This window comes from Pedobacter cryoconitis (assembly GCF_014200595.1).
GTDB classification, from domain to species: Bacteria; Bacteroidota; Bacteroidia; order Sphingobacteriales; family Sphingobacteriaceae; genus Pedobacter; species Pedobacter cryoconitis_C.
In genome coordinates this window covers 220,713-236,379 of sequence record NZ_JACHCG010000002.1, presented here as the reverse complement: position 1 = coordinate 236,379, position 15,667 = coordinate 220,713, and the positions used below count along the sequence as shown (strand labels likewise).

The window sequence follows — 15,667 nt, the reverse complement described above, 5'->3', positions numbered from 1 at the left end:
TAGCCTGTTATTTTCTTTTTGAGCTTGCTGCTGTAATTAACTCTTTGTATAAAAGAAAGTTAAAAGGATCTTTAAGCAGTACCTGAGCACTCTTTTTCAGCCCATATAACCAGGAACCTAAAGAAAGTGCAATTGCTGCCTGTTCCTGAATGATATCAACTTCAACTTTGAACTTCCACCTGGCTGTTGTTTTTTTGATCAGCGTTTTATCTTTTAACCCGGCCAGGTTATAACGGCTTAAGAAGTCCGTGAGCAACTTATCCAGCATCACCTTCTGACGCTTACCCCAATAATGCATTACAAACGCATCTGCCTCTTTTAAAACCTTTCTGCGCTGTAAGATTAATGAAAAAGCAATCTGTTCACTGATAAACCAGCGGGAGTTCTCATAGAACTCATCATTTAACCTGAATACATCAGGCATATATTCCGCAAAACTGCTGTGTAACCCCAGTACACCCGAATTCCAGCCATAATCATGTCTGGTAAATCTTTCCGGTTTCCCGCCAATAATCAGATCGCGGTCAGAGATATAGTCAATAAATGCCTGGGGAAATTCACCCTCATTAAAACTCTTAAAGATACCCAGCCCCTGTTCAAACGTATATTCACGTTTGTGCATAAAAGCCTGATCTTTAGTTATTCCTTGCAAAAGCGTGGCCGCATCCCCGGTAAAAAAAGTATCTGAATCAATAAAAATTACATTGTCCTGCGGATACTTCTTAAAAGTCATATCAATGGAAGCGATTTTCCGGCGATGGTAAAATACCGTTCCACCTAACATCTCTTCCATCACCGCAGGGGTCATGAGCACATATTCAATTTCAGGCTGATCCAGATAAGTCTGAAAAAAATGGGGCTGATCGGTATAAACAAGAATTCTTGTCCGTTTGAGCTCACTGGCAGCTGCCCAGGCGTAAAAACTTAAAATACTAAAGATAGCTCTGCGAAATTCAGACTCAGCACCATAAGAAAGAAAGACTAAATTCTGATCAGGGCTAAGCCCGGTTAATTTGGGAGGTATGTTCATCAATTGCAGCTAAAATATCAATATCTATACCAGTATCAAACTTCCTGGCGAAAAGCATGTTAGAAGAAAGCATTTTATCCAGATCTGCCAGTCTTAGAATCCTGGGGTTCGCCATACCATCCGGAAAATCTATATAACGTAAGTTATCATTGACAATATAATCCTTTAGTGGTGAGTTCATTAATATCGTCGGGATTACAAACTCATCTGTTCCCCAGCAAAACTTCAGAAACTTTTTGATCTTATGTTCTGTATCAAAATAATTGGCAAGATAGACCGCACATTTTTTATTAATACTCCACCAGCTCGACTTACTTCCTCCGTATAATTTCATCGCCAATGGGAATTTACGCACGGGAAGTATTTTATTCAGCATATTTTCGATAAAGAACTTACCACTGAAATTAAAGTCAGTCAAATGATAACGCTGAAATCTATACACAGCCCCTTCCCACCACCTGGAATCTTCAGCTTCATAATAGATAAATGACTTATCTTTATTTTGCTGAAAGAAATCATTGATCTCATCATTGCTTTTCAACGGATAATCCTGGGCACTTAATAAGTTATAAAACCCATACTCTGTCTCATTCAGCAACACTTCTTTGAGGGAACTCATCATTGCCTGAAGCGTACTATACCCTCCCCAATTACAAATTGACCTGTGCTGTATAAATCTGACCCCCTGAATAGCACCCATAAATTCATAGGGTTTAATATCAACCTTTTTATCCACGTGGATATAAAAATCAAAATCAGGATGCTGCATCTTTAGCAAAAGACGGTTTAACTGCTCCGGATTTTTATGAGCAATTATGATATGTGCTATACGCATAGAAAAATTAAATTAACCCCAATTATAAACCCGCATTGCGTTACATTTTTCATTAGCTGTATTGATCTAAAGAGAGCTCTAAAATAGTGCAAAACTAATCATAAATAAAAATGATTATTCTATATCCGGTAAAAATGACTGATAATCAGTACCTGATAAATCAATAGCTATCAAATTTAATGCTGACGGCAGTACTTTTCGATTTAGCAACCTCAACCTATTTTGTCATTAATTATTTCCACGCGTTTCCAACTGGTTAATCAATTTACATTAACCAATGTAAATCGGGAAATAATTACCCAAATTTCCCCGTTTTTCTAAATAATATTCTAGGATTATAAATAATATGTGTATCTATGCATCAAGTTGAAAAAATAACGGACAAAACTATCCCACTAAAAATGAGAACATTATCAATTATATTCCTCTTCTCTATTTCTTCAATTTTCTTATTAGCCTCTTGCAAAAAGAATATTATTGAAAACCCTGATATCTCGGTGATTGTTCCCGGATCAGGAGCTGATACCAGCAAAGCGCCATTACCAATTGTTTATAAAAGAACAGTTAATATTGGTACAGGTTCAGGAGTTTTAAATTTTGACGGCGCTACGTTTGCCGTACAATGTAATGACCTGATTAAAATCAAAGGAGGAAACTATACTTCTATCAATATCAAGAATGTAATATCCGCCGACGGATGCCCGATTACCTTCAAAAATGACGGGCTTGTAGAACTTGCAGGGAATTATAATGCCATGTCTCTTGAAAACTTAAAAAATGTATATATATCCGGAGACGGAACTCCAGGAATTGCTAAGGGATTTTCATTCAGAGACAACTCCTACAGAGCAGTAGTGATTACCGGTACACTGAACAATTTCACTTTTCAATACGCAGCTTTTAAAAATATTGGTGATTTAGATATCACCTTTAAATACAACGACGTTTATAAAGGAACAGAAGATTCTTACTCTAAAGATCTTAGATTCCTGAATATGTCCTGTGACAATACAGCTCAGTTCCTGACTACCGGAGGATATATTCAGGGCGGAGTTGTTTATGGTTTAGTGAAGAACATTGAAGTCGCTAACATTGACTTCCAGAACTCTCCTGATGTAGGCACAGTGGTTTTTATGGGAAATGCAGAAAACTATAACATCCACAATAACAAAATCAACAACATCAATACCAGCAACAATAACCATAACGGTATTTTTCAGATCGCAGGAAACGGAAGGTTTCATAACAACATGGTTACCAATCACCAGGGAAATGCAATCCGTGCCTGGGGCCATACCGTTGGCAGTACTCCAAAAGACATCCTGATTTACAATAACATCGTTTTAAACTCCCGCAAATATTCAGGCTTTGAAGTTCAGGCTTATGCCGATCGGATTACATCAGGAGTGACAACCTATACCAATGCAATTGTCTTCAACAATACCTGTGGTAATTTAAACCTGTCTAATGACTGGCAGGCAGCGGTAGTTGACGTCTACGGTATGTCGGGTGGTAAAGTTGATGTTTACAATAACCTTGGCTTCAATTTCCTGCCAAACCAAAAACTGATCGCTTTACAATGGGCTGAAGTTATTCCAAACACTTCGTATAATCTATACAATGAAACTTCCGGACAAGACGGGATTACAGATCAGACTTCACTGAATTTAACCAGCAACTCACCTGCAAAATATAAGGGCAGACCAACACCATTTGTCATTACCGATTTCTATGGCAAACCAAGAAGCCTGACCTCTCCTTCTATAGGCGCAGTTGAATAAGCAAAAAAATATAAATTAAAATCTCAGCTTCTTATGAACTGAGATTTTTTTTTGGCACTCTATCTGCCTAGTTGTCAAACAAACTTATTACATTTATATTCATTAGCCGGGCAATTAATAGATGATGAACACTCCATACCACTTTAAAAGCGTTACTTTACTGATTACCCATTACAATAGATGTAAGTCGCTGGAGCGGCTCCTAAAGGCTTTTAAAGAGTTGAACTGCCATTTCGATGACATCGTTATTTCTGACGACGGCAGCGAAAAAAGTCAATTACAGTACATCGAAAAACTACAGCAGGATTATACGTTCAGGTTAATTACCACCCCAGTTAATAAAGGATTGGGGAATAATATAAACAAAGGCCAGGATAGCGTTCATACAGAATACACACTTTACATCCAGGAAGATTTCGTCCCTAAGGCCACTTTCCCTGAACATTTCACCGATGCCCTGCAAATTATGCAGCAGGATAAGAAATGGGATATGGTCACTTTGTATTCTTACTCGCCCTATCCTTACATGACACCTTATAAGCTCGGCTTCTCTGAAAAAGTATTTCACCTGGCTCCATGGTATACCAATAACCTGAAGTTTTATCTGTATGGTGACCATCCGCATTTGCGCAGATCAACCTTCCTTAAAGATTTTGGCAGATACCCCGAAGGCCTGAATGGTGACCAGACTGAAATGCAGATGAGTTTTGCTTTTATCAAAAATAAAGGCAGGTGCCTTTTCTATGATGACCATTATGGTTTATTGACACAAGAAAATTCAGCAGAAGAACCAAGTACAGCAACTTTCAGAAAATCATGGAAGAGCGGTAACAGTGTTCCTTTTATTGCTGCCAAATGGCTCTATGCAAAATACAAGTTTTTAAAACTTAATGCACAGCTGCTCACTAAATAATAAAATAGGTTTCAGACCTGAATTATATATATTTATAAAAAAAGAACTACGTTAAAATTGATGGAAAAATCAGATCCTATTGCTATAATTTGTGTTTGTGATAATCACTATGCTATTTTACTGGCAGCTTTAATCAAGTCTATTGAGGTAAACCATCACTCTGGTGAAAAGCTGGAATTCTTTATCGTAGAAGATGGCATTACCAAAAAAAATAAGGCAAGGATACGCAATGCCAGCAACCAGGAAGTAACCACCATTCACTGGATGGCGATGTCAGAATGCCTGCCTAAGGATGCGAAACTGCCTGTGGACAAAAGCAGTCTGCCTTTAAATATTTATACCAGGTTATTCATCCCTCATTTCATCCCTAAACATATCAAGAAAATCATCTTCCTGGATGTAGATATGATTATGCTGGAAGACGTGAGTAAGTTATGGCATACTGATCTGGGCAATAACATTGTTGGCGCTGTTCAGGATCAGTTTATCCAGGTCGTAACCCGTTGGGGCGGGATCAGCAATTATGAAGAATTAGGCATACCAGCCGATAATAAATATTTCAATGCCGGATTGATGGTACTGGATATTGATAAATGGGAAAATGCAGACATTACCAATAAAGTACTGACCTGCCTTACCCAGCATAAAAAACACGCCGTATTCCAGGATCAATATGGGCTGAATGCCGTACTGGCACTACACTGGCAGGAACTCGACCCACTCTGGAACCGTTTTGCCTACTCTGAAGAAGAAAGACCGTTCCTGATCCACTTTACCGGAAGAAAGCCGATTTATAAATCTTATGAGTTCAGTGAAAAGTATAAAGAGATATTTTTCTCTTACCTGAATATGACCGCATGGAAGAACTTCAAGCCGATTGGTGAAAGTTCAAGATATTTAAAGAAATTCTATAACATTCTGGAAAAACTCAGAAACCTGGTGGGTCTTAAATAACCCACCTTACAACTCACCCTTCTTTAATTGCTCATAAGCAAACTGACTTGCTCTTGCAGTTAAGGCCATATAAGTTAACGATGGATTCTGACAAGCAGAAGAAGTCATACAGCTGCCATCCGTAATAAAAACATTCTTTGCCTCATGCATCTGGTTAAACTTGTTTAAAACAGATGTTTTGGGGTCATGTCCCATACGGGCAGTTCCCATTTCATGAATGGTTGAGCCGCCTGGTTTGTTATAATTAAAAGTATCAATATTCTTGAAACCCGCTTTTTCAAACATTTCAGCAGAAGTTTGCTGAATATCAGTCATCATGTTATGCTCATTTTCACGGAAAGCAAAATCAATTTTAAGTAAAGGCTGTCCCCATTTATCTTTCTGGAAGTTATCCAGCGAAACTTTATTATCAAAGTAAGGCAGGCATTCCCCCCATCCGGCCATCCAGATCGTCCATGGGCCTGGTGTAGTGAGCTGCGCTTTGAAATCTTCGCCAAACCCGTCGATACTTTGTGCTTTATCCATCCATTCCTGACGCTCGCCATGTCCCTGGATATTATACCCTCTTTTAAAATTCAGGCTTTTATCGTCCTGAAGGTTTCTGTATCTCGGGATCAAAAATCCGCAAGGCCTTCTTCCTTTATAGTACTGATCGGTATAAGCTTCATGTACCCCGTACGCGCCCGCCGAAGAGTGGTGATCCATCAAATTATGACCTAGCTGTCCGCTTCCGTTACCGAATCCATCAGGAAACCTCGAAGAAACAGAATTCAGTAATAAGCCCGCAGTCGCAATAGTAGAAGCATTGACAAAAACAATCTTCGCATAAAACTCATGAACTTCATTGCTTAAAGTATCAATTACCCGTACCCCTTTAGCCTTTTGCTTGTGTTCATCAAACAGCAGCTCAGTGACAATAGAAAATGGCCTTAAAGTCAGGTTACCTGTAGCCATGGCCGCAGGAATAGTCGAACTGTTACTGCTGAAATATCCACCGAAAGGACATCCCCTGTTACAAAGGTTCCTGTTTTGACAAGGGCCGCGGTGATCCCATCCCCTGGTTAAATTAGCAACCCTTGCAATCGTTAATAACCGGTGCTCATCATGCTTGCGGATAGAATCCCCTAAATGTTTTTCAATACAATTCAGCTCCATTGGTGTTAAAAATTCACCATCCGGCAACTGCGGCAGATTTTCCCGGTTCCCGCTTACCCCAATAAATGATTCTGCATAACTGTACCACTGCTCCAGATCTTTATACCGGATTGGCCAGTCCACACCAAAACCATCTTTATGATTAGCTTCAAAGTCAAGATCACTCAACCGGTAGCATTGTCTGCCCCAGGTTAATGATCTGCCGCCAACCTGGTAACCTCTGTACCAGTTAAACGGCTTTTCCTGTACATAGGGATGTTCAGCATCACTTACATAAAAATGTTTATCAGCGGGGCTGTAAGCGGTACTCTGAACCGGATCAGTTTCCCTGTCCTTTATTGTATTGTTCAAGCCTGCTTTAAAATCCCATGGATTAAGCATTGCAGTTGGATAATCCACCACATGTTTCACATCCCGGCCTCTTTCCAAAAGCAATGTCTTTAAACCTTTTTTACAAAGTTCCATCGCAGCCCATCCTCCACTGATTCCTGAACCAATTACAATGGCATCATAAGTATTGAGCTGTTTATTTTTATCGCTGATGTACATAATTTACTTGGTTGCCCAGGATTTCTGGTTTTTAAGGAGTGGGATACAGGCGTCAAAGGTGTGGGGAATATAATCATAGGCAAGACCTTGCGTAGCCCCTAACCGGGATTGGCAATACCCCTCTACAGTAAGTTCTCTCAGCTTCAGGAAAAATGGTTTCCCAAAAAGCTTGTTGTTAATCTTATTCAGGATCTTGTAAGAATAACCTGATGAATTTTTAGCCATATGTTTCAATACGGCTTTTCTTTCTGCCAGACTGCATTTCAGGAACTCTTTACCATATTGATCAGCGGTATAGTCCTCCAGTTCAGCAATTCCATCAATAAACTTATTTTGTTCCTTTGCAGGTGTACAATTCAGCATCACCGCAATAATATAATCCTGTACCCCGGCAGCCTTTGCCCCCGGTGTATCTGTTTGAGGGATGATCAGCTCTGCAAGCTCAGCCAGCATTTCTTTTTTATGAATCAGATCAGCAGGGACAATGGCCCTGTTCATACTTACCCATTTAAAAATAGAAAAAGAAGCTGCACCTGCTACAGCCAAACCGAAGACACTCTTAATATATAATCTTCTGTTCACTTACAAGGATTGCTTTAAGTTTTTAATTTCAGAGAATGATAGTTTATATTTTAAGGTTAAGCCGGCGTAAACCAATCCACCCAAAGCAATCTGAACCATGGTGTGGAAAGTCCCCGTATTTCCTACAAACTGTTTGTATAATAAGATAACCACTGCCATCGCCACACTGAATAAAAGCGGCTTGGCAATATTTTCCAGAAACGTTTTCATAAAATCACCTACCATGAACTGGATCAGGAAGAAGTTCATTACCAACGTGATAAAAGTCGTGATTAAGAATCCATAAGCAATCCCCATAATTCCATACTGTTTAGCCATAATGTAAATCAACGGGAACTTAATCACCAGGGTGATCAGGTTCAGGTAAAACAACAATTTCGGTTTACCAGTAGAATAGGCAACTGTAGAAAGCGGGTACATCAGGCAGGAAAATATACCTGTAAACACAAAGATCTTAATCAGTGGAACGGTGGCATCCCATCCCGGGCCATAAATTAATGGGATCACATTAGCGGACATTAAAAACAGGCCGGCCAATAGTGGAATATTTACATAGGACAGAAAATCAACAATCTTCAGGTAAGCACCTTTCAGGTGCTCCAGGTTCTCTTTCATCCTGGCCATGATCGGATAACAGATCTGTACAATAATCGGGCAGATCCTTGCAACCGGATAAATCGCAACCTGTGAGGCAATGGTATAATAACCCAGCTCTTTCACCCCTAATAAACCACCGATCAGGATGGTATCCATATTGCTGTTGGCAAAGCCTAAAAGACTGTCGCCAATATTATAGATACCAAACATCAGGTGTTCTTTAATCTCCTTCAGCTTAAAATACCATACGGGAGAAAAATACACCCTGCCAATTACATTCTGAACCAGCATTTTAAGTGTCTGTCCGGCCAAAAGACCGAATACTAACGACTTGGCCTGAAATCCTTTATAAGCAAGTATAATCGTGATCGTGGTCGCCAAGATGGAACAGACAATTTCCGTTAAAGCCAGGGACTTGAATTTAAGTTCTTTTTCCAGCAGGATATTGTAAATCTGTCCAAGAAAAACGATAGGGAAATAAAAAGCCGAAATATGAAGTACTTCGAGTAAGCGGGGCTCTTTATAATACATAACCAACAGCGGCGCGCCACAATAAATAATGATAAACATCGCAGCACCGATCATCAGGTTCAGAAAATAAATAGTAGATAAGACTTTATTATCGCTCTCCTGTTTATAAACAATAGAGTTAGAGAAACCAAAATGGGCAAAAATCCCTAAAAAGGTAATCACTAAAGTACTGATACTGACAATACCGAAAGAAGACGGCTCCAGCAACCGGGCTAAAATCGCTATCTGGACAAATTGAAGCACGGTGTTGACCACAGTTGAAATGGTTGTCCATTTTGCGCCGGAGATAGCTAATTTTTTATTACTCATAGGTTACTATTTATTCAGTACAAAAGATACCGTGTCCTTCATCAGTTTATATTTCAGATAAGCCCAGTATAAAGGCTTAATATCTGCATAAGTTTTGGTCTTCACCTTATCCGGTCTGAAAAGTCCGGGCTCATCCTCAGGATTATCATGTGCAAACAACTCCTTATAATTTTTATAATAGAGTGCCTTGCCCTCATTTTTCAGGAAAGACCTGCACATTTTCATTTCTGTAACATCTCCGTTCGGCGCTTCGAAATAACGGCCGAATTTCTCCGTGAACCCTGCTCTTTTCAAATGCGGATGATCACTGTACACATGAAATTTAAGATGATTGGTATACCATGGCCATAAACTAAAGATCATTTTAGAAAAGCCCTTTTTATAAGGTTTTAAATAGGGATAAGGCGACCATGGGAAAGAGTAAAAGCGGACAATATCCCATTGGCTCTCCGATTTCATGATTTCCAGTCCGTCTTTTAAAGCTGTAATAAAAGCAGCTTTAGGCACAAAATCTTCCTGTATGTACAAAATATAAGGAGATTTCACCGCGTCCATACCTTTATTGATATTGTTGCCCAGCCCTTTGTTAACCGGGGTAGTAATCAGCGTAAAGCCCAATTGCTGCTGCATCTCTTTTAAACGGTCCTGATGCTCTTTTTTACTGCCATCATCAGAAACGATAATCTCTTCAAAAGAGATGTCATGCCCGGCTATCGTTTTTAACAAACGCAGCAAAGACTCACTTCTGTTATAATGTGTAATGAGTAATGTAACACCAGAAATAAGCTGATTTGAATTCTTCGTCATTGAGCGCCTTGTTAGAATAACAGTTTTATCTTTTCAAAGATATTATTTATCTTTTTCATATACCGCGTTGTTTCGCCGATTGGTTTAAAACCCTTCCATGCGGTTAAATTCAGGTAATGAAAGAACTCTTCTCTATAGTTGTAAGCGTAGGTTTTATAAATAGGCTTTCTATGGAAATAATGGATCAGCTTAGGACTGGGATCTGTACAAACTGAAAAGCAGTTCCACATTCTGTCAATCTCATGCCAGTTTCCGCATAAAGAAATATTCAGGCCATACTGGTCACCCAGACCAGCATATTTTTTATTGTTATTGATCGCATCAAAGGTTTTCTGCGTAATATCCTGTTCCAGCCACCGCGCTGTATTGATCAGCTGAAGGCCCGCATTAAAGTATTTCTGATTTGGATCAAGTCCTAATTCTTTATAGTTTTCGATCCCTTCTGCAATCGTTTTCTCATGGTCACCAGCATTGTCATTGACTGCTCCGATCACCTTATCCCCGATTTCAATATTCCATAAATTGCTGATATCATCCAGCATGATCATATCTACATCTAAAAAGATAACTTTTTTGATCTCTTTAGGCATAAAATAAGGGATCAGCAGCCTGATATAGGTATTCAGCGGATAAGAATTATTAACCAGTGGTAATTTAACCCCTTCAGGAATGATCTCACTCATTTTTAACCAGATCAGGTTAATCTTTTTCAAGACCAGTGATCCGGTAAGCTTGCTCTTATTTGTTTTAGAAATATGATCATCAACGATATAAATATCCACGATATCATCACTCAAATGATTCATTTCAATCGATTTCAATAAGGCCGCCATTAAGATGACATAGTGATTATCACAAGCCACTACAACAGATATGCGAGAATTAGTTTCCATAATTATTTGTGTCTTTTGAACCTCGTATTGATATGAAGATCATAGTTATACTTAATTTGTCTGTAGACCAGTCTGACCAGTGAAATCAACGGGTTCCCGCTTTGTCTCCAGTTACTTCTGGTGACTGTACTGGGCTCTGCCGAAGAATTCTCCTGCAAGAACAAACTATCGTACTGGTCATAAAACAGTGCTCTTCCTTTATTCTGAATAAAAGATAAACACATTTCATATTCTGTTTTGTCAGACTTAATGCCCTCCGTATACTGGCCGAAACGTTCAAAAAATGAAGAACGGCGCAAGTGTGGGTGATCACTATAATTGTATATTTTGTTTTTATCTGTAAACCACGGCTTGTAAACCATAGTAGAGAAACCTTTTTTATAAGGCTTTAAATAAGGATAAGGCCCGTAAGCATAAAACCGAACCAGATCAAGGTCTGCTTCTGCATGCATCATGTCCATCGCATCCTTAAAATGCTCCGCAAAAACAGGCAGCGGAATAAAATCCTCCTGCACATATAAAGTATAAGGCGTTTTTACTTCCAGCTGGCCTTTATTCAGGTTATTGCCTAATCCGCCATTAACTTTTGCCTTAATCAGCCTGTAGTTATAAACCTGCACCATTTTTTCCAGCTGGCCCAGATGAAAACTATCACTGCAATCGTCAGAAACAATAATCTCCTTAAAACTGACCTGCTGTTCTTTAAAAGTAAGCAGCAAGCGTTCCAGAGAACTACTCCTGTTATAGTGGGTAATCAGCAGGGTAACATCATCGAACAGGTTTTCCTTCGCATTCACTGGCATCGTGGACATATATTAATTTCGCGTAATAAAATTATACTTAAATCTTTTAAGGTCTTCTTTGATTCTGGAAATTACAATATTATAAAAAGATCCGTTCTGGCTCAGTGTTCTTACACCTGTCCATACCCGGGCTTTTCTGGATTTTACCTGCTTGATTTTGCCGTAGCGCATCAAATCCATACAAAGTTGTCCATCTTCACCTCTCCTGTTGATCTTTATAAAACCAATTTTGAGGCCAAATTCCTTCACATACCCCATGCTGATCCCAAAAGTATTGAAATAAGGCTGCTTGATATGCCTGATTTCGGCCATCGCATCTTTTAATTTCTCTAATATCCTGAGTTTCCACCTCGGAAAACCCGGTTCTCCGATAAAAGAATACCTTCCATAAACACAGACTACATCTTTTTGTGTAAGTACACGCATCATTTCATCTATCCACACTTCAGGGTAAAAGCAGTCAGCATCAGCAGTTAAGATATATTTGCCTAAGGCATTTTCCTGCCCTTTTTGCCTGGCCGGCCCTGCACCTTGTGTCAGCTCATTAAAAGATTTCACATGCAGCTGATCGATCGTTTGCTGTGTTTTATCCTTTGAATTATTATTCACCACAATAATTTCAAAAGGGATCTGAGTAACCATTTTAGACAAAGAAGCCACACAACGCAGGATATTTATCTCCTCATTCCATGCAATTACGACCACACTTACCAGCGGCTCTTTACTTTGTACCTGATCAAGATCCTTATTGACCGCCGAAAATACAGCAGGATCAATATCCTCATACTTCTCATAAGTATAAAGAAACTGATCTATCCAGACGGGATTATATTGATGTTTCATAACGTTCAGCTTTGGAAAGATAAACTCAAAGTGATTTTACCTTTTCCCATATCTTATTTTCAAAATTATATACTTTGATTACTCTTGCCGGATTTCCGACCGCCACTGAATAATCAGGTATATCTTTAGTCACTACGCTCCCGGCACCTACTATTGCATGTTTTCCAATCGTAACCCCAGCTGTGATTACGCAGTTTGCGCCAATCCAGACTTCATCTTTGATTGTTATATTTTTAGTAACCGTTTGCTGCTCACTCGGTGGAATATCAATTAATTCATAACCGTGATTCAGTCCTGAAATTACAATATTTTGCGCTAACATCACATGATTTCCAATCACAACCGGGCCAATAACTGTACAACCGATCCCAATTATAGTTTTAGTGCCGATTACCACATCTCCAACGCCATTATTGATCGTGGAAAAATCTTCAATCAGGCTGTAATTACCCAATTCAAAATGATTGAAAGGAAAAACATCAATCCTGGTTCTGAACCGCACAATTGACCCCTTCCCTTTTTTATGTTTGAAAGGGTTTATAAATAATCTGACCCATAATCTTGGTCTGAAATCGTTAGCAGGGATTAACATCCGGTGTGCTATCTTTTTCAGTACCGGATTTGCTTTTATTTTCGCGGATAATGACATTTATACTTTATATAACTTGATTAATAGCCTTATATAACTCACCTACACTGTTTTTCCAGGAATGTGAATGTGCAATTTTCACGCGGTATGCTGCTAATTCTTCCGTATTTTCCTGCAAGCCTTTTTCAATCAGTGTAACAAAGCCCTCTTTATTTTCAGCAAGATAAACAGTGTCTTCAAAAATCGTTACGGCCTCGGTATGGGTAGCGACCACAGGTTTCCCCATTGCCAGGTATTCATCAATTTTCCTTGGATAGTTACCGATCGTCACCTGGTTCACCAGCTGAGGATTGATACACAAATCAAATGCATTGATATACTGTGGTAAATCTTCAGGTTTCTGCGCACCCAGAAAATGGATATTCGGAATTCCGTGTAATTTACCCGCTTTAAACACATCATCCTCAGGCCCTACCAGAATGATATTCCAATCCGGTTTAGTTACTGCAATATGCGCAATCAATTCTATATCCAGACGAATACTTTGTAATGCGCCTACATAGCCGATTTTGGGCCCTTTTAAGCTGTCAATAGCGGGTATGGCAGGTAAAGCTGCGGAACTGGTAAAAATATCAAGCTCACAGCCCTGACCAATATAAAAAGAAGCCGGGTTATATTGTTTACAATAATTACTTAAGTAAGTGGAATTTGCAACACACAGGTCGCTTTTTTTGATTAATGCAGGCTCAATTCTTGTCCCATGTTTTTTCCAGTAATCTACAGCCAGCATGAAATCTCTGGAATAATAGATACTTAATGAAGGATGCAGGAATTCTTTCAGGTAAAAACTCTTGAACATATCATTATCATTGAAGAGGATGATATCCTTAAACCCCAGCAGTGCCGTTGTTTTCAAAATTGATTTTGCAAAAAGCCTGTTATTCCGTTTGTTTAACCAGTCGAAAAGGCTGAAATTATTAATCCAGTTGACAGATTCTATCAAAACATCAGGATATAGAGTCCATAAGTTATCAGCAACCGGGATCAGACCATTTGTTTTTCCTTTGATAACTGCTTTACGTTTGATAATCTTACTATCTTTTCTGTTCCGGAGTAAAGTTATTCTGTCCAGTGCCGAGTTCACATATAAAACACGGTTATGTTTCGCCAGTTCAATCGCTATATTTTTGCAATTGCTCCCAATATTAACATCCCATGGCTGCTGACCAACGATAACGATATCCCTTCCTGAAATGATTTCTTCCTTTGGTTGACTAATCATATAATTTATGAGGTAACATCATGTTTAGTAGCAACCGAGCGTTTATTAGCCTGCTTTGCGTGCACTAAAGATAACAATTGAAAAAATATAAACTTAGGAATGTTAATTAAGGATTTGTAAATTCTGGAGTCCGTAGGATAACGCAAAAGTGCAATCAGGAAACCAGCCGCAAAAAGTCCAAAAGCAATGAACCAGATCAAAGTATAAAAAGGGAAAATAAACAAATTGATAAAGGCGCAAAACAGGGACAATAAGATGAACATAAATAAAGGTGGCCTTAACAGGATCACACCAAATAAAAACTGGTTCCAGTTTAATCCTTTGATACCCTTAAATAAGATATCAAACCCATAGCCAAAATACTTAAACCAGGTATTGATCCATCTGGAACGCTGATTGACCAGTTGTGCAGAATTAGTGGTTTTCTCATCAAATACAATCGCATGTTCAGCAAATGCAATGCGTTTCCCCTGCTTTAAAAGTTGTGCCTGTAATACTTTGTCAAATCCTGCCCCGGTAATATCCAGGTTTTCAAAACACGCTTTGTATAAGTCTGTTTTGAAAGCCATTCCAGATCCGGCCAGTGTAGCAGATGAGCCTAATTCAAATAAGATTTCCCCGTCATAAAAATGATAATAGATATCTCTTGCTGCGTCCAGACAGGCAAAAGTTGTATTCAGGTTTTTAGCTGCCCTGACGCCTTGTACAGCCTCAAACCCCTGGTCAAAAAACATATTTAATTCATTGATATATTCAGGATCTGTCAGGTTATCACTATCGATAATCGTCAGGATCTCATGCGCTCTCTTAAAATGACTGATGGCATAAAGATGTGACCTGGTATTACTCGCTAAAACAGTCTCCGGTCTGAGTAAGATTACCTTTTCGTTGTTAAAATGCAGTTCAGAGATATCGCAGTTATCAGCCACTACATAAATCAGGTAGTTTTTATAATTCAGCTGCAACAAAGAGCCCACCACCGAATGCAGCAATCCTGTTTGCTCATAAGCGGTCACAATGATCGCATAATCATAGTCTTTTTGATGCAGACTTTTCTTCCGCTCTTTTTTGAAGAGTTTATAAAACAAAAAAAGTACTATTGGAAGCACAAGATTGTATCCAATAATGATTTGCAGAATTAACCAGAGCGTTATTTTCATGAGCAATCCTTTCTATTAATTATGTTCTTCTTTCGACTGCTGCTGTTCAAAGTA

15 protein-coding genes are annotated in these 15,667 nt (G+C 38.9%); 3 read left to right on the top strand and 12 right to left on the bottom strand.

The window, feature by feature from the left end:
• Positions 1-7 precede the first annotated feature (7 nt).
• Complete coding sequence (locus tag HDE70_RS14985; RefSeq protein WP_183867944.1) at positions 8-1,030, bottom strand: hypothetical protein; 1,023 nt, start codon at positions 1,028-1,030, stop codon at positions 8-10.
• Complete coding sequence (locus HDE70_RS14980; RefSeq protein ID WP_183867943.1) at positions 999-1,865, bottom strand: beta-1,6-N-acetylglucosaminyltransferase; 867 nt, start codon at positions 1,863-1,865, stop codon at positions 999-1,001. The genes HDE70_RS14985 and HDE70_RS14980 overlap by 32 nt, the downstream gene beginning before the upstream one ends.
• Positions 1,866-2,266: 401 nt before the next feature.
• On the opposite strand from HDE70_RS14980, the gene HDE70_RS14975 reads away from it, so the two are divergent.
• From HDE70_RS14975 to HDE70_RS14965, 3 genes are all read left to right on the top strand, one after another.
• Complete coding sequence (locus tag HDE70_RS14975; RefSeq protein ID WP_183867942.1) at positions 2,267-3,646, top strand: hypothetical protein; 1,380 nt, start codon at positions 2,267-2,269, stop codon at positions 3,644-3,646.
• Positions 3,647-3,767: 121 nt separating this feature from the next.
• Positions 3,768-4,559 (top strand): glycosyltransferase family 2 protein, encoded by a 792-nt coding sequence (locus HDE70_RS14970; protein ID WP_260160851.1) that lies wholly within the window; start codon positions 3,768-3,770, stop codon positions 4,557-4,559.
• A gap of 60 nt (positions 4,560-4,619) precedes the next feature.
• Positions 4,620-5,513, top strand: coding sequence for a glycosyltransferase family 8 protein (locus tag HDE70_RS14965; protein WP_183891116.1), 894 nt, complete (start codon positions 4,620-4,622; stop codon positions 5,511-5,513).
• Positions 5,514-5,519: 6 nt separating this feature from the next.
• Here HDE70_RS14965 and HDE70_RS14960 read toward each other — a convergent pair whose 3' ends face one another.
• From HDE70_RS14960 to HDE70_RS14915, 10 genes are read right to left on the bottom strand one after another with little or no spacing between them, the layout of a single operon-like run.
• Positions 5,520-7,217 (bottom strand): GMC oxidoreductase, encoded by a 1,698-nt coding sequence (locus HDE70_RS14960; RefSeq protein WP_183891115.1) that lies wholly within the window; start codon positions 7,215-7,217, stop codon positions 5,520-5,522.
• A 3-nt stretch (positions 7,218-7,220) separates the two neighbouring features.
• On the bottom strand, positions 7,221-7,799 hold the full coding sequence (locus HDE70_RS14955; protein WP_183891114.1) for a gluconate 2-dehydrogenase subunit 3 family protein: 579 nt from the start codon (positions 7,797-7,799) through the stop codon (positions 7,221-7,223).
• On the bottom strand, positions 7,800-9,236 hold the full coding sequence (locus HDE70_RS14950) for an MOP flippase family protein (protein ID WP_183891113.1): 1,437 nt from the start codon (positions 9,234-9,236) through the stop codon (positions 7,800-7,802).
• 6 nt (positions 9,237-9,242) lie between these two features.
• The gene (locus HDE70_RS14945) at positions 9,243-10,043 is read right to left on the bottom strand and encodes a glycosyltransferase family 2 protein (protein WP_183867937.1); all 801 of its coding nucleotides are present in this window, start codon (positions 10,041-10,043) and stop codon (positions 9,243-9,245) included.
• An 11-nt stretch (positions 10,044-10,054) separates the two neighbouring features.
• A complete protein-coding gene (locus tag HDE70_RS14940) occupies positions 10,055-10,936 on the bottom strand; it encodes a glycosyltransferase family 8 protein (protein ID WP_183867936.1) in 882 nt (293 codons plus the stop codon).
• A 2-nt stretch (positions 10,937-10,938) separates the two neighbouring features.
• Positions 10,939-11,748, bottom strand: a complete 810-nt coding sequence (locus tag HDE70_RS14935) for a glycosyltransferase (protein ID WP_260160849.1) — start codon at positions 11,746-11,748, stop codon at positions 10,939-10,941.
• Between the two features lie 3 nt (positions 11,749-11,751).
• Positions 11,752-12,582 (bottom strand): glycosyltransferase family 2 protein, encoded by an 831-nt coding sequence (locus HDE70_RS14930; protein WP_183867935.1) that lies wholly within the window; start codon positions 12,580-12,582, stop codon positions 11,752-11,754.
• Positions 12,583-12,607: 25 nt separating this feature from the next.
• The gene (locus HDE70_RS14925) at positions 12,608-13,231 is read right to left on the bottom strand and encodes an acyltransferase (protein WP_183867934.1); all 624 of its coding nucleotides are present in this window, start codon (positions 13,229-13,231) and stop codon (positions 12,608-12,610) included.
• Positions 13,232-13,238: 7 nt separating this feature from the next.
• Positions 13,239-14,453, bottom strand: coding sequence for a glycosyltransferase (locus HDE70_RS14920; RefSeq protein WP_183891112.1), 1,215 nt, complete (start codon positions 14,451-14,453; stop codon positions 13,239-13,241).
• Between the two features lie 5 nt (positions 14,454-14,458).
• Positions 14,459-15,613, bottom strand: coding sequence for a glycosyltransferase (locus HDE70_RS14915; RefSeq protein ID WP_183891111.1), 1,155 nt, complete (start codon positions 15,611-15,613; stop codon positions 14,459-14,461).
• Positions 15,614-15,667 lie beyond the last annotated feature (54 nt).